The sequence below is a fragment of the Stenotrophomonas aracearum genome, from assembly GCF_031834615.1.
Lineage (GTDB): Bacteria > Pseudomonadota > Gammaproteobacteria > Xanthomonadales > Xanthomonadaceae > Stenotrophomonas > Stenotrophomonas aracearum.
In genome coordinates this window covers 2,490,763-2,512,447 of record NZ_CP115543.1, presented here as the reverse complement: position 1 = coordinate 2,512,447, position 21,685 = coordinate 2,490,763, and the positions used below count along the sequence as shown (strand labels likewise).

Sequence of the window (21,685 nt, the reverse complement as noted above, 5' to 3'; positions counted from 1 at the left end):
GCCCTCGTGTTGCGCTTTTTGCTTTTTGGCTTATTGCTGATCTACCACTCAAAAAAACAGGAGATCAGTGTGTTCGAAAGTCTATTCCGTCAATTCAGAACAAAGGTCAAGAGCGCAGACGGCTCGCGCTGGATGCACCTTCATGGAAGGTTGCTTATCGGAAGCGTTGAAAGCAAGGGTCTGGGTCCGTTGCACCCCGATGTGATTCGCACCTACTACTACTTCCACAAAGACCGCTACCCGCTGGACGGGGTCATGACTCAGTCGGGATGGGGACGAGACTGTCAAAGAGCCGACATACGTCGACGAGTCGAGGCCAGCTATGTCGGTGTCTATGCGTGCTTGCTTAGCACAGCCCTCATCACTGCAATGCTATTTGCTTTCATGATGATGATGGGCCTGGGTTCTCTCGGAAGCAAGGTAGGTAGCGCGGTCGGTCTATCACCTTCATATGCGGCGTGCAAAGCGCAGTATCAGAAATCAATCGAGACTGGATCAGATGTAAATCCGAAGTGCCAAGAAGTTATGGAAAAGGCGGGTGAACTATGATCCCGACTATCTTTCAGGTGCTGAGTGTTCTCGGCAAAGTCCCGGGCTTGAAGCGATTTGTTGATGTTGAAGCGTCAATACAAGAGCGCACCAATGAAGAAATTCATGAAGTGGTCGGCGCATTCGATGACTTCGTTAAAGTCCCAAGCAACATCCTGGTCGATGTCAATGAAGAAGATCAGGCCATTGTAGAAGCATATGGGGCGATTCAATTCCCTGATGGGTCCTGGCACGTAAGCGATGATTTGAAGCATTCGAAGGATCTTGAACCGTGGATGCCTGACGCCACTGACGACATGATCGTTCGCTTTGAGAATTCTAAGATCACGCGCTCTGGCAAGCCGATGGACGGCGTAGTGCTACCTCAAGACACGATCACTGGATCCGTCTCCTCGGCGATGCCATTGATGTTCGCAGCGCTTCCCGCTATCGCTTGCGTAGCCTTCATTCTTAGTCGTTTCTTCGGAGCTTATGGATACCTGGCTCTTCTTGCAGCAGTGCCGTATCTAAAAGCTATTCGTGTAGACAAGTCAGCTTCTCACGCTATTGGCGCATTCTTCTGCTTGCTAATCGGACCACTATTTGTTGGCATCCAATCGTTGGGCGATGAGCGCGTGGCAGCTCTAAGAAGTCTCATGTCCGGTCCCGCTTTGATTCCGCTGGGAATAGTGTTTTTGGTTGTCGTTACCCTCACGTTTGCTTGCTGCTATTTCAGTAGCAAGCAAGGAACCAAACATGAGAAATCACTCGATCTATTCGCGAGAGCGTTGAAGGTCGAAGTTTCCTTCGTTGTCTATGCCGTGGCTGTGTCACTCCTTCCCGCACCGCTGAGCTTGATCCTCATCTTTGCAGTGCCGAATTTGTATTGCATTCGCTACACACAGATTGAGCGTGAAACTCGCACGTCTGAGACATCGTCAAACAGCAATCACTTCACAATCGGACGTCATGAGAAGACTGCTCGTGGAATGATGAAGAAGCAGTGGATCGCTCAGGCGTTGCGTGCTCTCAACGACAAGACTCCGCTTATCCCGCTGGGAAAAGCCACTGGCTTCTTATTCAACAAGATGTATCGTTTTGCGCCAGTCCCAGGAAAAATGCTTGTAGCTTCTCTAAAGGACACTTCTCAGCACATCCTGGTGATCGGCAAGTCTGGTGGCGGCAAAACCTTCTGGCTTCGAAAGATCATGGCCTTGGTGAAGTTGACGAAATGGGCCGGGGCCATTGTGGGTGACGGAAAAAACGTGCTCGTTCGAGAAGTAATGAGCTTGATGGATATCGTGATTGAGCCTGGCATCAACCTATCTCTAAGCCAAGGAATGAACGCTCAACAGTTGGTCCAAGCGTTCAGAGAGTTGAAGCGCAAAGGCAAAATGTCGGAGGACGAGAGCAGCTTCTGGACAAGCATGGGTTTCATCGTCTTAGAGCACGTTGCCATGATTGTTGAAGCGGCATGCGAAGCTGAGAAGTTTGTTCGCACAAACACGGCGCTGCTGATCTCAGACGAAGAACAGCAATTGATCAAGTTCACTGCAATTGAGCAACTTGCTGAGTTGGAAGGTGATCAAGAGCGATTAAAGCATGCAAGAAATGCGGTTGCAGAGACCAATGCAAATATCCGCAAGTTGGAAGCATCTTTGAAGCAGCCGCGCTCGTGCTACTGGACAATTGGTCAGATCCAGCGCTTCTTAAACGTGGTCAATCAGATCAAGCAAACGGAAAAAGGGCTCGAGCTCCACGAAGAGTTCCGGGGCGCGTTCGACTTCATTGAAAAATCTGGCTATTTGAATGTGGCGGATGCAGCCAACCAGATCAAAGGGTCAGTCTCGTATTTCGCAGACACCTGGGCAGTGATGGCACCTGAGACTCGAACAAGCATCACTTCGAACATCGATAACGCATTGAACGACGTCTTCCGTGGCCGACATCTCAAAAACGCGGATGGAGTTCTGTGGGCCGACACCGAGACAGGCATCGACTTCCAAGGCGTATTGACTGAAAAGCTCTGGATCGGTGTCAACTTGCCAACCATGGTCCATGGCGTGGGTGGACAGATCACAGCAGACATCGTGCGGATGCGCGTTTACAACCTCATCAAAAATCGACCAGTCAATTGGGCTGACCTCGAAGGGCACAATCCAGTATTTAACTTCATCGACGAGGCGCAGTCTGTGATCGGTGAAGCAGAGCGTGACTTGATCGCAATGGCGCGAAGCTTGGGCTGCTACTTCGTCTTCTTGACGCAGAACATCAGCTCCTTCCTCGCCAATTTCAGTGAACACGGGGCGCACAACTTATTCGAGCTCTTCGCTACCAAAGTTCTTATGCAGAACGAGAGCTCACATAGCACATACAAGTATTTCCAAGAGATGTTAGGGAAAGCAAGGCTCACGCCATATAAGACTGCATCTGTCGGGATCAACAACCAGGCTATGCTCCAGCGCTACGCCAATAGCGCCCTGGTCGATCCCGAACATCCCGATGCTGTCTTCATGCAGAAGTTGAGAGAGAAAGGAGTCGGCGCGATACAGAATTCCTATGTCCACTCCGCTCCCCGACAAATCGATGTTAAGGATGCGGCCCACCGCTTTGAAGACGTTGCACGAATCAAGAACTTCGATCTTGAAACGGTTCAAGGCACAGAGTTGTCTTGGGTGATGGACGATGACGACTTTGCCAACACGCTGTTCCAGGGCCAGGCATTGATCGTCGTGTCGCGCGCCGGTTCGACGCGAACAGAGATCTGTGAGGTCGGAGGACTAGAGGCAGATCAAGTGGAGGATTTCATGAGAGAGAACAGTAGGGCCTGATTGCTCAGTCTCCATAGAATTAGCCCCGAGCAATCGGGGCTAATTGCTTTACAAGATCCCAAACTGCCTTATGTTGGTTTTACCCCAATTATGGAGACCATTCATGACAAGTTTTGCAGAAGCACAAAAGAGGCGCAACGAGTTCTACCAGAACAATCCTGGTCCACAGGCCACAATGACTGATCAGGTCAAGTCATTTAAGCAAGAAGAGCACAAGATCACTTCACAAGCGGGCGATGCTCTCAAAACTGAACTCACTTCACTGTCTAAGAGTTCGGATCCTGAGTTATTGAAATCAACGGTTAGCCAGGTTGAATTCCAAAGCAAGCTGTCGGTCTATCGCTCTGACCAAATTGAAGAAATCATGCATGCGCAAACGCAGAACGCGGAGCGCGTGTCACGCAGTCAGAACAACGACGGCTATCAGAAGCAGTTCATCAACAGAGATGGCATTGACGAAGAGAAGCAACACGAAGAGAAATTCAATGCTTTCATGCGTGAAAAAGGACGTGTTCCGGTTGAAGGCGAGATGGAGAAATTCACTGCCAAGCCAACGCTGACTCAGTCGGAAAAGCCCTGGGAACAAAAGCCCAAAGCACAGTCAATGTAAAAAAAGGCCCTTCGGGGCCTTTTTCTTATACCTCAATCTCTTGACTTTAGTTGCATCTGCCTTTGACTGATTTTACTCAAACAAAAAAACGGAGATGCACAAATGATCAATGCTATCGAACGCTTGCCAATCATGCAGCGTGACCTTGTAAAGATGACTGCCTGCTCTAACCACTGGCAACAGCAGCTCATGGAAGTAGCTAATTCAGTGCGATTAGGTAGCTGCAGTAACTCCGGGATGCCCGATGACATCACATGCATCTTCCTCCACAACCTTTCGATGCTTGATCATCCAAGTGAGTGGATGGGTGATCACCGCTACGAGGCTTCCAGCTACGTCGATCAACTACATAGCCTTTTGATGTTCGGCGCTGATCCGAACGCTCAGCTGAGCAATGGGCGCAATCTCTTGGATGTGCTCACCGTCCAAGGCCGTTATTGGCGCTGGACAGACGTAAACGAGAACATCCCAAGCCTCGTGCTTGCTGCTTTCTCCCTTGGCGCTGTCGCATCGGCAGATGTAGCTAAGGCAATGATCCTTCCTGTCTATCCGAACGCTGACCCCCAGAATATTGATCAGGAGACAAGGCAAGTTCTATCAGTGATTGAAAATTCGTATCTAAACAATGAAGTGCCACGGGTTGAACGGGCAGCTAAGGTGGTGCGCTTATGATTAAGATTGGAGCATTGGTGCAACAGTCCCATTTTTCGGATAAATCAAAAGCTATTATCCAGTGTTTGACATGCATAAATAAGGAGTCGTGGTGTTGTGTGCAAAGAATTAGGATAGTTGAAAAAATTCTGTCGAAACTCACGTTGTCAGACGTCGATATTAGTAACCCGGTATTCTACTCCTGCGCTGATGACATGTTCGATGCAAGGTCATTGTATAGAAAAGGTTTTTATATTTTTTCGCATTTCGAGGGTGAGGTTGATGCGGCCACTGAGGTATCAGTTCATGATCCTAATGTCATTAAAGTGCTGAGTGGATTGATCAACGGCTACATAGATATTCCTGCCTGGTTTATCCGGTCAATTGCAGCAGACAACGACCGCAGGAACCTTGGCCAAGCAACACCTCAGATCGCAGCCGAAGCACAAGTCAGACGCATATGAAGGCAAAGGTCTACAACGCCTTCGGCACAGTCCCGACCTCCATTCCGCCTAGCCAGCCAGTGCGGCGGGTCGACCATGCCGTAGCCCTGTTCCTGATCTTGATCCTAACTGCCTATCCAGGCCTCACCTGGCTAGCCTGGCAGCTGCCTGATAGCCCACTGACCCCGAGCCTGTCCTTTGACTTGGTGGGGGCTCCTGCTGCGATCCTCAACAAGCTCACGTTCGGGGCTCTCTGCTCAGCTAGAGCGCACGAATACACCAGTCTCATGTGGGAACCCTGGAAGGTCTGGATCCGTGTTGGTCCATCGCTTGCACTAAGTCTTTCGCTTGCAACTTGGGTAGGTGCAAAGGCTCTGGAACCCCGGTCCAACACTTGGCATGTGTCCGGCCCAAGATTGCTAGATGGAAAGGCAGCGATCAGAGAGGCACATCGCCGCTCGATGACGCAGAAGCAGATCAAGGAGGATGGATGGTCAGGATGAGCTTGAAGCTCCATCCGGAGCTGCACCTACCCAAGTCCCATTGGTCACGACACGTCCTAATGCAGGGCTCAGTGGGAAGCGGCAAGACCCAGATCCTGTTGCCGATCATTGAGCAGATCATATGGGCGGATCACAAGCTGTTCCTCTACGACACCAAAGGCGACTTCACGAGCTACTTCAAGAAGCCCATCATCGTTTGTCCATTCGATGAACGGTCTTATTATTGGGACATAGCGGCTGACTGTCGCTATCCACTGCAAGCCGCGATGCTTGCCGAGATCCTGATCCCTGGGAGCCCTGATCAAAAAAATGGTGATTTCTGGTCGATGGCAGCAAGGCAGCTGCTCGTCGCCGCTATCCGATCCCTGCAAGTGGAAAATCCTGGCGTGTGGACGTGGGCCGATCTCGCATTGCTCAAAAACCAGTCGGCGGCGGCCATGCTTCCAATGATCCAGGAGCATTTCGCGACTGCGACAAGCTTGGTGGAGAACACGGAGAGCCAGACCACCTCTTCATTGCTTGCCACGCTCGTGGCTCAAACGAAGCTGATCGACGACCTGGCAATGGCCTGGCCCGTGCGCAAAGAGAACCGCCGCTTTGCCATCACGGAGTGGGCTCAGGATGGCTATAAAGGACGCAAGCAAGTCATAGTGCAAAGCGGCCCAGAGGAGGGCATGACGAAGGCTTACATCAGCGCTTTGGTCAATCTTGCGGTCCCAGAGATCATCTCCCCTAAGCTCCCAGATGCGGAGAGGGATCGCTTCATTGGGTTTGTCTTCGACGAGCTGGCGACGGCCGGTAGGCTCAACATCGGTCCTCTGATTGACAAAGGCCGAAGCAAAGGAGTGGTCTTCATAGGCTGCTATCAGAACATCGCCCAAGTAGCCCAGGTCTATGGCGATAAACTCGCCGAAACGATGTCGTCTATGGTCGGCACCCACATCATCTGTCAGTTGCAGATCGGTGAGACAAGAGAGAAGGCCGCTCAGCAACTTGGCAAGCATCGTGTTGCGTATCGAACGCATGATGAGAAGGCCGCAGTGCACGAAGAGAGCAGGGCGCTGGTCAGCCCGGGTGAGCTTACGGACCGCCTTGGCCCGCGCAAAGGCAAGCAATATGGCCCGCATGGGTTTGGGGTGAGGGCAATTGTCCAGATGGGGGGAGACCCACTCCTCCTCGGCTTTCCTGGTGTCGTCATGAAAACCAAGCGCCCAGGTCAAGTTCCAGCTCGATGGATGACTCAGCCGCACAAGCGCAACAGCAACACTCCGGTGCTTCCCGCACCTACCCAGGTTGCTGCATCTCCTCGTGCTCAGCCAAAGCGCGTTGGGATGACGAAAGAAGAGATCGATCAGTTCTTCCGGGAATGATGCTTCAAAAACTGCCTTTGATCTTGACGTTTCCTCTGAATGCCTTTGACTGATCTCATCACATTAGAGGAGATCAGGCTTGATTCCAATCACCGCACTTACAGCTCAAGGCAAGAACAAAGACGGCAAGCCTGTGGTCGAATACCTGCTCGCTACCGAAGGCCTGATTCGCTACTACAACGGCGAGGTTCAAGAGGTCTCTGCGTCATATTGGGGCGGTAAACTCGCGCATGAAATGAAGCTCGCTGGCATCGCTGTGGATGGGAAACACATGCTTTCGCTATGCGACGGCTTTCATCCCCTCACCAATGAACCGCTCTGCCAGAACGCTGGCGAAAAGCCGGTCCTAAAGCCAAAGTTCGATGGGAAGGGTGCTCCGCTCCTAGACGAAGATGGCAACCAGGTCATGATTGAACAAGGCGGTCATCGTGTTGGTTATGAGCTGACGTTTAGCGCACCAAAGTCGTTGTCTACCGTGTTTGCTCTGGCAGATCAGAACGAGCGGGAGAAGATCCTCGAAGTTCAGCGTAAGGCTGTCGAGCGGGCCTTTGGCTACATCGAAAGCAAGGTCGAGACCCGGCGTGATCAAGGTGGCAAGACTGTCATCCCAGTCGATGGATTGATCGTCTCTTTTCATCAGCATCTAAGTTCAAGGAATCTGGACCCTCAGATTCATACCCATGCGCTTGCGTATGCCGTTGCGAAGGGGGTCGATGGGAAGTGGGGGACTTACGACAGTCATGAGATCTTTGCTCACCGCAAAGCAGCAGATGAGATCTACAAGAACGAACTGGCAGCAGGCCTCAAAGCGCTTGGCTACGCCATCGAACAGCATGTTGAAGTCAATGCACTCGGTGAGAAGACCGGCGTTAGGACATGGGAAATCCCTGGCACTGATAAATTATCGAAGCTCTGGTCAAGTCGTTGCGAAGACATCTTGAAGCATCAACAAGAAAACGGCGGGACGATGCAGCAAGCGTCTCTTGCCACACGCAAGCATAAAGATGAACCTACTTTTCTTGAACTGGTTGAGGCGTGGAAGCAGGACGCCGTTGAGTTACAAAAGGAGCACCCAGAGCTTCTGATGACCGTTGCCGAGATCAAACAACAGAAGATCACCACGGAATTCGTTCCAGCTACGGACGAAGAGATCTTGGAGCTTCTCCACGAGAATGAAGCAATCTTTGATGAAAAAGAGCTCCGTTTTCGGTTGGGACAGGCTAACTCGGGAATGATCGATTCAAGCCAACTGGACGTCATGGTGCCGGACTTCATCCAGCGCAACAATCTTGTTCGTGTCTGCCCTGAGCGAATCCACACGGACGACATGGGCTCATCCCTTGCTCGCCGGCATACAGAGCAGCGCTTTGCTGCCCCGTGGATGGTGTCGATGGAGCGAGAGATCCTGCATAAGACACTGAGCCGTGAAGGCGAGGTTTCCCAACATGTGCCGCTCACCAAGCTCAACGATGCCATTCAGGCCTTCGAGGCAGCCAAGGGCTTCCAAATCAGTCCAGAGCAGCGGGAAGCTGTGGAGCACCTCACCATCAATACAGGGGGCGTGGGCGTGCTTTCAGGGCTTGCTGGAACTGGCAAGACGACAGTGAGCCTGATTTACGCGGAGGCCTTCAAAGCCGATGGGCGCACCGTGCTTGGTGCTTGCGTTTCCAACGAAGCGGCCGAAAAGCTCCACCAGGAATCGGGCCTTGCGTGCACTAGTGTTGCCAAGCTGATCAGTGACCTGGGCAAATCCAAGCTCAAGTTGACGGATAAGCATGTCGTCGTCTTAGACGAGGCAGGAATGGTGGACAGCCGCCAGACTCGGGACTTGATGGCCTATTGCCAGAAAGCGGGTGCAAAGCTCATCTTGCAGGGTGACCAAGAGCAGATTCAGCCTGTCGGGGCAGGTTCGGGCATGTCCATCGCCAAGGACGCGATTGGGGACGCAAAGCTCACCGAAATCCGCCGTCAGAAGAACGCTCAGGACCGTCATACAGCAGGGCTCTTCTACAACTATGGCGCTGACGGCAAAGTCCGAAACGCAGACAAAGTGCAGTCACGCGGTGACATCATTGAGAAGAGCAAGAAGATCTTCCAAGCGCTTATAGACAATGGTCAGGTGGACGAATGGGCAACGGGCGAGCAAGCGAAGAAGGCTTGTATCAAAGCCTATTTCAACAGCTCTGCACCTACCCAAGAACGTCTCATTCTTGCTCACTCGAACGAGGATATGCAGGATCTCAATCGACGTGTTCGGCAGGAACTGAAAGCACGTGGGCAGGTAGAAAAGGATGATTTCACCTTCCGATCTATTGGTAAAAATAAGGTCTTTCGTGACCTTACGTTGAGCCGGGGTGATCAGGTCATCTTCAACGTCAAAGACGAGGAACTTGGAGTGATCAACGGGACCAAAGGGACGGTGAAGAGCATCAAGCGAAGCAGTGCGGGTGGGGTGAGCCTTGGGGTGGAGATCGAGCGAAACGGGGTCACGAAGATGGTTCGCTTTGACTCCCACCAATACAGCGCTCTTGATCTGTCCTATTGCTCAACGATCCATAAGGCCCAAGGGCAGGGCAAGACTGACATCTTCCACCTGGGGCATGCGGGGATGACCGACAACCAGAGCGCTTTGGTGGCTTTTACCCGTCTAACCAAAGGCAGCTATACACTGTTTGCCGATTCGATGAGCCTGGACCAGATAAAAGGAAAGCTAGGGCAGCAGCGGCTCAAAGAGAACACCATTGAGGCGAAAAAGCCCATGCGGGCGAAGCAGCCGGGCCTGAAAAGCGAGTTTGAGCAGCTGGGTCAGCAGCTGGGGCAGAAATTGAAGGTCAATTTCGGCTTCGTTGAGCGTTTGACCGCTCGTCGGAATAGGCAGGCTAGGATGGCGTTAACACGTTGATTCTGCTCTAGATATGGTGCAGCATGGCCTTACCGGGGTTGGCCTGGTCAAAGGAATGGACATGAGCTTTCTTACCAAGTTCTCCAACATCTTGAACCAGCAAAACAAGGAAGCTGTGGACCAGGGGCTCGATAGCATCCGTGGTGACCAAGTCGCTCACCAGGCTGACCGCGCCCGGGACTATCGGGGACAGGCTCGCACCGCCCAGTTCGAGAACGTGCAGCTTGGCATCAACTTGGGCAACGCCACGAGCGAGCTTGAAGTCACCAAGAAGGCGCTCTTGAAGTCCAAGTGCGAAACTGTCCGGATGCAGGGGTTCGTTGAGAGCTACGCAGCGGCGATGTGTGTCATGAAGGATGTCATTGAAGACCTTCGTCGCGATGAGTCCGAACTCCGTGGGCTTGATGATAAGGCTTTTGCCCAAATGCTCAACGACGCGGTCGAGCAGATGCGGATGTCAGCCGAAGGAAAGAAGGTTGGCCGAGATCGCGTTTTCCATTTTGTCGAAGGCTGTGAGTTCACCAATCCTGACGGTGGCTTTATTTTTGAGTATCCTCATTTCATCTAATAGATCCGTGCTTCACCTTGACCGCCTTCGGGCGGTTTTTTTTTGCCCAATGATTGACAAACGAGTGATCTGGCTTTTGATGAAAGGACCCATCAAAGGAGATCACCATGAAGAACGTCCCATATCCATTTTTGCTTACAGCCGTGTTGTTGAGCTTCGTCACCATGCTCGTGTTCTGGCCGAACTATGGAGCGACGGGCGCTCAGCTCTCTGCATACATGGCATCAGCTGTTCTTGCACTGACCCTATGCCTCATGCGCTTCAAAAAGATCATGGTTGCAGAACGGGCGGGAGCGAAGAGATGAAGTCTCGCGGCTTTGCACTCGTCGAGCTCAGCTTAGTGGTGGGTCTAGCTACAATCGTAGGTCTCGCTGCCTGGAAGGTCTTTGGCCCAACTTCCGCTGGCACTAGGATCCAACAGGAGTCTGCGAACCTTGCCCAACTGGCTGACGCCATCGCTGCTGATTACGCAGTTGCAGAAGGGCGCTATCAAAGCGTCAGCACAGCAAGTGCTGTTGAGCGTAAGTTGGTCCCGACTGCCTGGGTAGTAGGCCAGGGACTGCACTCCCCGATCCTAGGAAACATCGAGCTCTCACCCCTCAATGCAGGGCAGGGCTTCCGAATCACCGCGACTGCAGTCCAGGCGAGCCTGTGCCTAGGGCTGGTGCAGAGCTCTGCCAGGGCGTTTTCGGAAGTCCACGTCAATGGCGTGCTGGTCTACTCTCGCCGTTCTCTCAATCACGGCGCGTTGTCCGAGAGCTGTGCTGAGGGTGGCGAAGTAGCACTTGACCGGATCTAGGGCCTGCACATGAGGTCTAGTATCAGAGCAGTCCTAGGGCTTGAAGGGCTCTCACTTCGACCATGTCTGCCTCCCCATTTGGCATGGTCTCAGCCGTAAAAGGTGCGTTGACGAAGAAGTCCTCACCCTGTGGTGTGATGTTGACGCCGGCATTGACATAACTCTCGATGACCACTTGCTTAAGCTCATCAAAGACAGCGAGTCCTGCCTTGTCATCCATCCGATTCCAAGTGCTTCGCAGTGCTGTCCAGAACCGAGGGATCAACTCAGTAAGCCCTGAATCGTCATAGGTCGGGCAGAGCACCTTAAGGTCCGTCTCGTCCTGATTGGCATCAAGGTGACCGAGCAGATACGAAGCCAATTTGAGAGGCATCGCTGTGTGCTGGCCGGCTTCTAATAGAAGTGTTCGAACGCTTTGGTGAGCACGATAGTCTTTAATTTTTTCTCTTGCTCTGCCGAGATACAGGCCGGCTGACTCATCGAAGTTCTTGGCATATTCTTGCTTCAATGCTTCAACATCGCCGATGAAACCGGTGAGGCGACATGCTGCATATTCCTCCCAAACCGCCGTTGCGGTGTGCAGGAATAGGTTGTCGGCGAACATGCCGTCCTTAAGCTTTTCATCGAATCCAGGGGCCGATTCGTCTCGCCATTTCAGCTCTGCGACGTGTCCAAGCTCATGAGCAATCAGGTGCAGTGCTTGCTGAAAGCCTGGGAGCTCGTCATCAACGATGTCTTCGATGAAGGCTGCGCTGTATACGACGTGCGTCTTCTCGATCCCGTCCCTTTTCACCGTGACGGCCTTTGCGATGCATCTGACTTCCGCAGTTGAAGTGAACGAAGGCGGTGATACGTCCGGCTCACCCATGTCAACGGATGCTATGGCCGATGCAAGGTCATACCCGACTGTCACACCTGCCAGTCTTTCGAGGTCCAGGACACGGCTGCACGCGGCTAAGGTAGAGCACAGATGCTCACCGAACGTCTGCGCAAATTTCTGATCCTGGAATCCCATGAGTGAGATCCGAAGATCCTTCGGGAGGGTAGGCGGTGGCAGGGTCTGCTCTGACTGATCGTCCATTCTGATCTCCGTCACCAAAGGGAGTGGCGCGCTCCATATTGTAGCCGTCCACCGGAGCTCAGAACTGAGCTTCGGGTGCAGAGTGCCGCTTATGGAAGGGGAGGGCTCACTACTTGCCTGTTGTGTAATAGTTGTCTGAGCTGTTGGCTTCGATGCACATCCGAGAGGCTTCAATAGATCGCTGTGAGTTGGCAAAGCCTTGTCTCAGCTTGGCGAGCCTATCAGCGGCCCCCTCAAAATATGCACTAGCCAGGAAGTAGTCAGCGGCTGCCTCTCTCGCCAGACGTTTGCTATCGAGCGACGCACTGACACACAACGAATTCTCGGGGTGCTTTTCAGCGTAACCGCTGACAATCAAGTTCTCTTCAAAAGCTTGCTTCGTTCGTAATCTGAGTCTCGGCAGCTCGCGCTTCATCTGTTCAAGAAACTTGGGTGATGGTCCGCTTTGAACTTCGATCTGATCTGTGTCCGTTACGTTTTCAGCCATAAAAAAAATGATTAGCGACAGCGGTAGGAACATTAGATACAGCTTCATCATGATCTCCTTTTTTGGTTGAGTGACACTCAGTCAAAGGTGATCTGGCCTGTTGTCAATGCTTCAGAGGAAAAAAGATGGGGGCCCCCTCACTCAAAAAGGGAGCCCCCGCCTGGGAAGAAGGAGATCGGATCTCCCCAGGTTTGAACAATAATTAGTGGCCGATGTTGACTGAGATCCCGATGCCACCCTGCACGGATCCGCCCCCCATTCCTTTGGAGAATCCTGCCGAGAGGTTGACCCTCTCACTCACACGGGCCTTCCAACCGACAGCCACGGCAGCTTTGTTGCCGTAGAAGCCCACACCCGCTGTCGCATGCACTTCGCCGATCACACCAGAAGTCTGTGCACCCATCATCGAGGCGAATGCTGCGGACTGAGCTCCCTGGATCTTGACCTCACGTTCCAGGTTGCCAACGCGCCGTGTGGTGTCTTCCCAACGATCTGACCACTGTTGCTGCATGTCATACAGCTGACCGCCATTGACCGCGTCTGTTGATCCCTTGGAGATCGAGCCGTTCCCGACGCCTGTCACCCGGTTGCCACCGGCATTGATTCCCTCACCATTGATGATGGTCTTGGCTACCTTGATCGATCCTTCTTCGCTCAGCTCGACTTGATCTGAAAGGCTCACAGTAGTGCTCCCATCTACTTGCGTCTGAACTTCGATGTTCTTGCCAGCTGCCACATTGGCCGAGCCGTTTTTCCCATCTTGACCTGGATCGCCCTTATCGCCTTTGTCGCCCTGCGCTCCTGTCTCACCTTTCTCGCCCTGCGGTCCAGGTGTGCTGGATCCACCGCCACCGGGTGCGTTCTCCAAGCCTGTCACCCGGCCATCCAGGTCTGCCAGCGCATCGCCGACTGTGTTGTAGCTCGCACCGCTCAGGAAGTTGAAGCTTGGAGCTGTGATGGTGTTCGTGACCGCGTTGTAATTGGCGCCGCCACCCAAATAGCTGGTGGTCGAAGAGAGAGCGTTTTGGGTGTTGGTGACTTGAACGGAGACGCTGTTGAGCTGACCCATATTGACTGCGTCAGTCTCATCCAGGCCGCTCGCGATGTTCGTCAAGCGAACAGGCTGACCAGCCGCGCTGCCAAAGCTTGCTGTCATTGATTCGGTGCACGATGCACCGTAGCCAATGGCAATACAGTTCTGGCCGGCCGTTGCGTAAGCACCCAAAGCCACCGACGCGTCGCCAGCAACGGTTTGATGTCCGCCTGCGAAGGCGGAATCGCCCGCTGAACTAAGACTGCCGATGACCGTTGCTCCGTAGGACGACGCGCCACTGTCAGCGCCAATCACCGTGTTGTAGGTGCCAGCAGCCTTCGCCCCGGCTCCTGCTGCTACGACCGACTGACCTGTTGCTTGTGTGGCATCTGAGCCATCAGAGACAGGGGATGTCGCCTTAAAATAGGGGGAGGCTGATCCACTGCTTGGCTTGTTGTCCAAAGCAGTCAACGCAGCTCCCACGGTTGTGTAGGTCCCGGTCGAAAGGGCGTAGCTTGGGGCAGTGAAAGCACCGTTCGTGAAGCTAGCTCCCCCGCCTAAAGACGCAGCAATCGGGGCAATCTGACTCACGATCACCGCGTCATTTGCGGCCTGACCAGCTGCAACATTGACGATTCGGCGACGCAAGTTGCTGTCACCGACAGAAACGGTATTCGCACCACCGTCCGTCGAGCCGTGGCCTATGGAGACTGCATTTTGGGAGGATGCTTCGCCGCCAATCGCGATTGTGCGAGCGCCTGTTGCTTGTCCGCCAATTGCGATTGCAGAACCGAACATGCTGCCGTTTGCGACCGCGCCTGAACCGATGGCAATGCTGCCGATGCTGCCCGCATAAGCACGGTATCCAAGGGCTACCGCTTGCTGGCCAGCGACAGAAAAATTGCCGATTGCCGAACCGCCCCAGGCAGATGAGGCCGTATCGCCAAAGGCAACGCCGCCGTCTGTATTGGTAGCCCGATTCCCAACGACAGTTGCCGTTCCGATTGGGTTGGCATCAATGGAGTTGTCTGTGACTCCTCCGGTAGTCAGCCACGCCGAAGCGCCGTTGCCGAGCACGAGACAGCCGACTACACCATTGTCCCGGCATGTGGCGTTCTGAGAGCCTTTGATGATCATTTGATCGCCGACTGTGTCAGCCATTGCCGGATGGGCGAAGGCTGCAAGAGCGAACGTCAGCCCGATAGAGAGTCTGCGGAGAGCGCTCATTGCTTCACCCCACCGCACACGAAGGTGGGTCCAGGCACTGCGCTGATTTTTCCGTCTTTGCTTGGCTTAGAGATCACGACTTCTTGGAAGCCCGCTCCTTTCTTTGACGCAAATGAAACGGTGTAGCGCCCGTCTCTGCCTGTGCGTGCTTCCGCTACGGGAGACGTTCCCTGATTTGCTCGAATGACGATATGCGCATCAGAGACGAGTTCGTTAGCAACGATCAATGCGCCTTGCACTGTGCAAACGCTGTTCTGGAAAGACACTGCTGGCTTGACGGCCGCATTGAATGCCTGGGGATCGACAGTTGTGATCACTGTTGCAAATGCGGGTGCTGATAAAAGGGCAAGTAGTGGGATAAATAATTTAAACACTGGATCTCCGTTTCGTTGAGTTGCCTTCAACAAAACAGAAAAAATCTAAAACGCAAGACGTTGATCACAAAAAAACCGCCCGAAGGCGGCTTTATTTTATGGCGCAGCGATCTTAGTAAGAGATCGTGATTTGACGTTCTGCTGTGTAAGTGCCAACAGCTGCATATGTCGCGTCCGTGTTGACAGTGATGCGAGTGCTAAACACTTGCTCCGCGCCAGTCCCAACGGAGGTCAATGCTGCATTGTTTGCAGTGGTGCTAAAAGGTTGCCAGTTCGACGGACCGCTCAAGCCAAAGCTTGCCCTGGCTTTGATCTCTTTGGATGTGGCGGCGTCAGTCATCACAAAGTTGCCAGATGCATCGGCGGTATCCATCTCAACCGTGTAAGGAAGGTCTTTATTGCAAGTGACAGTCAGATCTTGGATCGCAGAGAGCGCGACGATAACGCTGTTTTCGTCCTTTTCACCCAGCTGCATAAATACATCATCAGGAATTCCCATTTTGCAGACTGCTGCCTGGACTGCTGTGATGTTCATTGTCTGCGTCTCAGTTGCAGCAAAAGCCGGATTTGCCGCTGCCATTGCCAGGCCAAATGCTAAGCCGGTAGCAGTAGTAATTTTATTCTTTAACATCGATTGATCTCCTTTGTTGTAAGCGGAATTGCTTAGGATCCAATCGAAGCTAAGGTGAAATTGGAATTGCGCAAGTCATCGGCACTCAATTTCTTCAAGATCTTTGTCGTCCTTATCGATGGGAAGGACGCCACTGCAAGTGACGCTGTCGGTCTTGATGGAGATGGTTCCGCTTGGGTGATAATTTGGAAGGAAAATTCGGCCATCATCTGCGATTGGAACTTGTAAGTCGTCTGCGACCGCGACCCCTGAACCACGCACGATCTTCCCTTGGAACATCGCTCGCAGTTCTAGCGGTTTGATGTAAGAGATTGGGAAGGTCACTTTGCTTCCGAACAACCGTGCTGGTGTCGTTGTCTGGGTGCGTTGATTGATCTGTGCATCCAGGGGCAGGGAGCTTACGTCTAGTCCAAGGTTCGACGTCCGGTATGCAGACAACGGGAAGAGGGTGTAACCCCGCTTATTCGTGACCTGGCTTGATCCGTTGGCGTTGAGCCTCGCGTCTGATGTATCAGCAACTTCGACGAGAGCAAAGGAGCGATGGAGGGTGCGGCCGACAAGTGCGCCACCTTCGCCCAGCCAGACTGAGCCTTCATACCGGCCTGACAGGCTCGTTTGACCATATCGAGTCGTGGACTGTGCTTGGAAGCGTCCTGAGCGGCTGTCGAGCCCGGCATTGGCGTAAGAGCCCGTGTCAGACGTCCCCAATCCATAATTGATCTTTCCAGCTCTACCGTTGAAGGCAAGGCTCCTGTGGTCATCACTGAACGACATGCTCGCTCGCTGCCGCGCACCAAACTGGCGGGTGTAGAACACATAGAAGCCGCTCTCATCGCGGTCTCGATAGAGCTGGGCGCTCAGGGTGCTGTTGGCACCTGAGTAGCGTCCGGTGAGGCTCAGGCGTTCGTTCTGAGATCCCGATGAGTAGGTATTCGAAGACCAGGACAATCCAACTTGGAACGGGCGATGAGTGTAGGCAATGCTCGCTAAGTTGCTTTTGGTGATGACAGATCCGCCGCGCCATTGGTCAGTGAGCTGCCAGCTGTCCGGGGCCCGCTTCTGAGTCTGAGCGTTGATGGACCAGTTGCGAGTCTGATAGCTGTATCCAGCCAAGTAGGAGAGGGCGTTTTGCCCATCTGAGTGGCTTGCCAGACTGCTTAGAGTGACGACACCAGCGGTTCCGAGGACGACAGTTGCATCCAGCGCCAGGTTCGCGTTCTGCCCCATCATTTGTGCAGAGGAACCGAGCGTCAAGAAAGGGCTCAGGCCCCTGCGGTAGAAGCCCGCGAGCGCAAGATCCTGGTAGTCGTTGCCAATTGTTCCGAAGCGGCTGAGACCGCCAGTCACAGCCCATTCTGACGTTCCTGGGCGCAGGGCACGGTTGGTAAAATAGAAGTCACTCTGAATGATCTGCTCGCGGCCAAACTGGTCTCTCAACATGACAGACGACGAGTTCAAGCCATTGAGCATCGAGCCTTGCTCGATGGAGTAGGGGCCTTGATCCAGGTTGAGCTGGCGTTGCCGCTCGTTGTTGAGATAGATCTCAGCTGTGGTCCTGCTATCGGCAATGCCGGCGATGACCGGGACGGGGTAGAGTTCTCCAGTGAGCTCGCGCTCTGTCCCAATCTTGAATCCGAGCAAGTTTGACGTGGACGTAATGCCAAGCGAGGGCGTAAAGACATCCCCGATCTCCACCGAGAGCCCCTTCTTAAGGAGGTCCCTAGTCCAGGTGGTCAGACCCCGCGTATTCGTAGATCCACCAGATTGAACGTTCAATTGCCCCGTGTTGATCAGCACACCATCGGCGAGGCCCGTTCGCATGTCATAGCCCCATGACGCTGCCCATGTGCCTCTGTATGAGCGGATGACGGCGAGATCTTGGTTGATCAAGATGCCCTTCGGTGCGGAGTCTGCCTCTACAAGCGCGTCCACTGATCCAACAATCTGAGGCTTGAAATATTTGCCAGGCACTGTGAGAGTGACAAGCTGCTTCTCATGTTGCACTTCCACCTCGACACCGAGGGCCTTCATGCTCTGGATAGAGGCGAAGTCGCCAACCAAGCCGTAGCTTTTGAGCTTTGCAGATGGGACGAGCAAATCGCCGTCATCCGTTGTTGTTGCTAGAAGTGCCTCATCTACTGTTTTCCCATTGATCGAGATGGCATAGATGCTCTCAGCACCATATGAACTTGAACACCAAAGAAGAGGGGCTAGCGCAAAGGCGCGCCAGGCCATTACTCAATCACTAGCTCAGTGGCAACGCCATTGATCAAAGCCTTGACCGATGTTGCGTTGCCTTTGGAGATGATCATTTCTTCGCCTGGGAGCAAGTAGCCGACCAAGCCATCACGACGGTAGCCACCATAGTTGAGGTTCGCGATCTGGGCAGTAATCGGGCTTGCATTGCGAAGAACAATGGTTGATCCAGAAGTCTTTGCGGTCACTGTGGCTCGATCCGATGCACGCCAAAAAATGGGGAAGTTCATGTTGAAGACGGGCTCAACCCCGGTCGTCTCCAGCTTCTTGACGTTCTTCTCTTTCACGACGACGCGATAAGCAAGCTCACTGCTTGATGTCTCGATGTTGATGAAGCGGACCACTTGAGATTTGCCTGCTTCGAGATAGAAGGAGCTTGGAGCGAAACGGATCGCGTCAACTGGTGTGCGGGTCTGCTTTCCATCAACCAAGGTCCATTTAAACGCTTGGAGCTGGTATTCCTTCTTTTCATTCGACGTGTTGACGACAGTCAATGAGCCATTGTTCTTACTCGGGTTGATGGTTTGAGCTAATGGTGAGACTTGCATTGCAGTTGATGCAAATGGACAGAGCGCTAGTGCTGCGCTTAACAGAAGGTATTTCATTGGATCTCCGGGTTTTTTGAGTGTTCTTCACAAATAACCCGGGTCCAAAGATTGTCAAGCTGTGTGAAATAAAAAAAGCCGCAACAATGCGCGGCTCTATGCTTAAAAGTTCGATTAGGAAAAAGCGTAGAGGTAGAGGTTGGATCGTGCTGTGCATGCCCTGTTTTGGCTTTGAACAGTCCAGCCCCACAAAGCAAATTGTTCCTTGCCCATCGCGATACAAGTGGCCTCTAAGCCCTGTGGGCACCAGGTCGATACCAATGCTCGTTCAAGAATTAGAGATGATGGTTCGCTAGCGCTCGCGATGAACGTGGGTAGGGTTTGCCCGTGTCGTTTCGCCCACTTGGACTGACCACACTCAGCTCTCATCTCGACATGGGGGTAGTCTCTCGGAGAAGTCCACCGGCCGCCCCAATTCAAGCCAAGAATTTCAGCCAGCTCGCCGAACCGCTCATAGCCCGCAATGACATGAGGGTCACTCAGATTCCAGCTCGGCTTTCCACCCACGTAGACAGCGGCATCCAGAGCTAAGCCATAGTTATGACAACTCGACCATGCGCCAACACTCGTGACCCCGGATGCGGACGCGAGGAGGGCGGTTTGACGTTCAGGGCTTCGATATCCTTCAACTGGTCTTAGATCAAAGCCTTCATCTCTCATGACCTCTTGAATGGCTTCGATCTTTTCTCTGAGATCAGGATGGACACCTTTCCAAATTTGTTCTTGGCCGGGATGGAAAAAGCGATAGATCCGTCCGCGTGGCTTCTTGGTAGGTTTCAGTGTTTCGGCTGGGTTCGAGTTGCTATCGGATTCGATTTCTCCATAGAACAAGGGTGACGAGGATCCGAAGATGATGCCACTTGAACCCTGATCAAAAATTCGAACATGGGCAGTGCTCGGGCTCACCAGGAAATTCGATGAAGTGAGTTTTGACCAATAAGGTTCTTGAGAAGCAAGGGCAGTTGTTGGTGCAAGGAGCATGAGTAAGCTAAAAAGCAATTTGTGCATTGGATCTCCGGTTTTATTTGAGTGTTAATCACAAATAAGCCGGGGCCGCGCAATGTCAAGGATTCATCGACCAAAGTTTTCGTGTCGCTCGTTAGTTTCAGCTATCCATCGGCTGGGCCGCAGGCTCGACCTTAAATCAATGGCCCGTGGCTCTGGCGCGGTCTTGACGTCGCGGTTAGCTGACGTAAGAATTGGCATTGCCTAGCCTGGCGTTCACTAGGAACATGCGTGGATTACGGAAATCTCCCTGAACGATTTCGTTTCAGTCATAACTTCTCCTTTTTCCTGCACGATCAGCTGGTGTCGACAGTGAAAGAGGGGGCGAAGGCGGACATCTTTTCTGTCCAGGTCGTTGCAAACGCTCCCATTCAAGAGGGTCTTGGCGGTGATGAGCTATTCAAGTGGATGACGGAAAACGGCCATCGTGACGAAATTAAGGAGATGTATTACAAGCAGCTCACGGCGGCACTGCTCGGGGACTTCCTAAATTTCCTCTATGAGGCTTTAAGGTGCTCTGCTAAAGGCAAGCTCACGGTCGCATACGCACTCTTGAGGAAGCCCTTAAAAGAGAACCTTCTTTACCTTGAGTGGTTGCTCGCTGATCCCGAGGACATGCTTACTGTGTTCGAAGGTGACGAGCTTAAGGCGAAGTCGATCAGTAAGATGAGTGAGAAGAGGAAATTGGAGCTCATCACACTTGCGATGGAAAAAACGTCGCTAGGGAGCTGGATGCAGCCCAAGCTTATGTATGACCTTCGCTACAACAAGCAATTCGCTTTTGGCTATGAAGACCTTTTTCAAAAAGCAAATCATCTTGTAACAACTTTTCCAGGTCTAGAGACAGAGGCGGCTAACTTCAATTTCATATTTTCGACAGAAGAGGCATGGCTGACTCAATGGGAGGGCTTTTATAGTTACCTTCCGCTTGTGATCATGCACACGATTGATGTTGTTGAGGCTCTTGTGTCCAGCTTCGCCAAAAGACGAGACGATGTATTGGATTTAACCTTTATCAGAACGCGGATTGGATTTGCGCACTGGGTTGATCTCCGCTCCAATGGTCTGGGCTCTACCGAACTCATGACAGAGATCAGATCTATGCTTAACGAGCTGGATTTGGACTGCCCGAATTGCACTAAGCCCGTGCTGTCAGACAACGAGTCCTTGTTCAAGCTTTACGAGCAAAATTCTATAGTCTGCTCTGGGTGTGGATGGAGCTTTGACGTCAATACAGGTGTTGAAGCAGCGGCGGCCGATTAAATTGACACCCCAACCAAGGCCAGCCGACATCGCTGTGCTTGAGTCAATGGCACTTTGGCAATAGACTCGAAGGACACTCACCAGGACACATTCCGGCTAGAGTTCCTTATTAATATCAATGGGTTAGTGTTGGGATCGTTTAGTCCCACTCTCTCCGCCACTGCCATTATTTAATTTGACCGTGAGCGAACCTCCTAAGAATCGCTCATGATTTGGTTTTTTCGTGGGCTTACTTAGCTTTTCAGGTGTGAGTAGATCACCATGGCAATCACAGCCAATGCGGCCCAGGGCCAGCCTTTAAAATAGCGGCCGTTGCGCAGTATTCTTGCGTCGGGCCGCTCAGCCTGGCACTCTCCGCACCGGTAATTAGACGGGTCGTTATAAATACCTGTATCGTAATTCTCATGACGACACGCTGGGCAGAGCCAATGGCTTGCGCCCTTGAGCCAGTCACAGCTAGAACAACGAATGCCAATGCGGTTGTCGGCCCGGCATTTTGAACAGTTCCATTTACTCAC

The 21,685-nt window shown here is 52.8% G+C and carries 19 protein-coding genes; 11 read left to right on the top strand and 8 right to left on the bottom strand.

Features of this window, described 5'->3' with window-relative positions; translation table 11 throughout:
- The first annotated feature begins 6 nt into the window (after nucleotides 1-6).
- The 10 genes from PDM28_RS11410 to PDM28_RS19305 all read left to right on the top strand — a co-directional run bounded on the left by PDM28_RS11410 (nucleotide 7) and on the right by PDM28_RS19305 (nucleotide 11,205).
- Nucleotides 7-549: a hypothetical protein gene (locus PDM28_RS11410; RefSeq protein ID WP_062167816.1), complete on the top strand. Its 543-nt coding sequence runs from the start codon at nucleotides 7-9 to the stop codon at nucleotides 547-549.
- Nucleotides 546-3,359 carry a type IV secretion system DNA-binding domain-containing protein gene (locus tag PDM28_RS11405; RefSeq protein ID WP_311182085.1) on the top strand — a complete coding sequence of 938 codons (2,814 nt, stop codon included), beginning with the start codon at nucleotides 546-548 and terminating at the stop codon, nucleotides 3,357-3,359. The genes PDM28_RS11410 and PDM28_RS11405 overlap by 4 nt, the downstream gene beginning before the upstream one ends.
- A gap of 103 nt (nucleotides 3,360-3,462) precedes the next feature.
- Entirely contained in the window at nucleotides 3,463-3,969 is a 507-nt protein-coding gene (locus PDM28_RS11400) for a hypothetical protein (RefSeq protein WP_138927531.1), read from the top strand.
- Nucleotides 3,970-4,071: 102 nt separating this feature from the next.
- Nucleotides 4,072-4,641, top strand: a complete 570-nt coding sequence (locus PDM28_RS11395) for a hypothetical protein (protein WP_311182084.1) — start codon at nucleotides 4,072-4,074, stop codon at nucleotides 4,639-4,641.
- Nucleotides 4,638-5,084, top strand: coding sequence for a hypothetical protein (locus PDM28_RS11390; protein WP_311182083.1), 447 nt, complete (start codon nucleotides 4,638-4,640; stop codon nucleotides 5,082-5,084). Before PDM28_RS11395 ends, PDM28_RS11390 begins: the two co-directional genes overlap by 4 nt.
- Nucleotides 5,085-5,562: 478 nt before the next feature.
- Nucleotides 5,563-6,936: a type IV secretion system DNA-binding domain-containing protein gene (locus PDM28_RS11385; RefSeq protein WP_311182082.1), complete on the top strand. Its 1,374-nt coding sequence runs from the start codon at nucleotides 5,563-5,565 to the stop codon at nucleotides 6,934-6,936.
- 79 nt (nucleotides 6,937-7,015) lie between these two features.
- Entirely contained in the window at nucleotides 7,016-9,838 is a 2,823-nt protein-coding gene (gene mobF / locus PDM28_RS11380) for a MobF family relaxase (RefSeq protein ID WP_311182080.1), read from the top strand.
- Nucleotides 9,839-9,899: 61 nt separating this feature from the next.
- Nucleotides 9,900-10,406 carry a hypothetical protein gene (locus PDM28_RS11375; protein WP_138927527.1) on the top strand — a complete coding sequence of 169 codons (507 nt, stop codon included), beginning with the start codon at nucleotides 9,900-9,902 and terminating at the stop codon, nucleotides 10,404-10,406.
- Nucleotides 10,407-10,513: 107 nt separating this feature from the next.
- Entirely contained in the window at nucleotides 10,514-10,711 is a 198-nt protein-coding gene (locus tag PDM28_RS11370) for a hypothetical protein (protein ID WP_175422525.1), read from the top strand.
- Nucleotides 10,654-11,205: a type 4 pilus major pilin gene (locus tag PDM28_RS19305; RefSeq protein ID WP_425507662.1), complete on the top strand. Its 552-nt coding sequence runs from the start codon at nucleotides 10,654-10,656 to the stop codon at nucleotides 11,203-11,205. The genes PDM28_RS11370 and PDM28_RS19305 overlap by 58 nt, the downstream gene beginning before the upstream one ends.
- A 22-nt stretch (nucleotides 11,206-11,227) precedes the next feature.
- Here the strand turns inward: PDM28_RS19305 and PDM28_RS11365 are convergent, their stop codons facing one another.
- The 8 genes from PDM28_RS11365 to PDM28_RS11330 all read right to left on the bottom strand — a co-directional run bounded on the left by PDM28_RS11365 (nucleotide 11,228) and on the right by PDM28_RS11330 (nucleotide 19,907).
- The gene (locus PDM28_RS11365; RefSeq protein ID WP_311182079.1) at nucleotides 11,228-12,286 is read right to left on the bottom strand and encodes a hypothetical protein; all 1,059 of its coding nucleotides are present in this window, start codon (nucleotides 12,284-12,286) and stop codon (nucleotides 11,228-11,230) included.
- Between the two features lie 109 nt (nucleotides 12,287-12,395).
- Entirely contained in the window at nucleotides 12,396-12,821 is a 426-nt protein-coding gene (locus tag PDM28_RS11360; RefSeq protein ID WP_311182078.1) for a hypothetical protein, read from the bottom strand.
- A 154-nt stretch (nucleotides 12,822-12,975) separates the two neighbouring features.
- Nucleotides 12,976-15,033 carry a YadA-like family protein gene (locus PDM28_RS11355; RefSeq protein ID WP_311182077.1) on the bottom strand — a complete coding sequence of 686 codons (2,058 nt, stop codon included), beginning with the start codon at nucleotides 15,031-15,033 and terminating at the stop codon, nucleotides 12,976-12,978.
- Nucleotides 15,030-15,440 (bottom strand): hypothetical protein, encoded by a 411-nt coding sequence (locus tag PDM28_RS11350; RefSeq protein WP_311182076.1) that lies wholly within the window; start codon nucleotides 15,438-15,440, stop codon nucleotides 15,030-15,032. The genes PDM28_RS11355 and PDM28_RS11350 overlap by 4 nt, the downstream gene beginning before the upstream one ends.
- A 79-nt stretch (nucleotides 15,441-15,519) precedes the next feature.
- Nucleotides 15,520-16,038: a Csu type fimbrial protein gene (locus tag PDM28_RS11345; RefSeq protein WP_311182075.1), complete on the bottom strand. Its 519-nt coding sequence runs from the start codon at nucleotides 16,036-16,038 to the stop codon at nucleotides 15,520-15,522.
- Between the two features lie 75 nt (nucleotides 16,039-16,113).
- On the bottom strand, nucleotides 16,114-18,273 hold the full coding sequence (locus tag PDM28_RS11340) for a fimbria/pilus outer membrane usher protein (RefSeq protein ID WP_311182074.1): 2,160 nt from the start codon (nucleotides 18,271-18,273) through the stop codon (nucleotides 16,114-16,116).
- Nucleotides 18,273-18,899: a fimbrial biogenesis chaperone gene (locus PDM28_RS11335; RefSeq protein WP_311182072.1), complete on the bottom strand. Its 627-nt coding sequence runs from the start codon at nucleotides 18,897-18,899 to the stop codon at nucleotides 18,273-18,275. The genes PDM28_RS11340 and PDM28_RS11335 overlap by 1 nt, the downstream gene beginning before the upstream one ends.
- A gap of 114 nt (nucleotides 18,900-19,013) precedes the next feature.
- Entirely contained in the window at nucleotides 19,014-19,907 is an 894-nt protein-coding gene (locus PDM28_RS11330) for a M15 family metallopeptidase (RefSeq protein ID WP_311182071.1), read from the bottom strand.
- 228 nt (nucleotides 19,908-20,135) lie between these two features.
- Between PDM28_RS11330 and PDM28_RS11325 the strand changes: the two genes are divergently transcribed.
- Entirely contained in the window at nucleotides 20,136-21,167 is a 1,032-nt protein-coding gene (locus tag PDM28_RS11325; protein ID WP_311182070.1) for a hypothetical protein, read from the top strand.
- The last annotated feature ends 518 nt before the right edge of the window (nucleotides 21,168-21,685 follow it).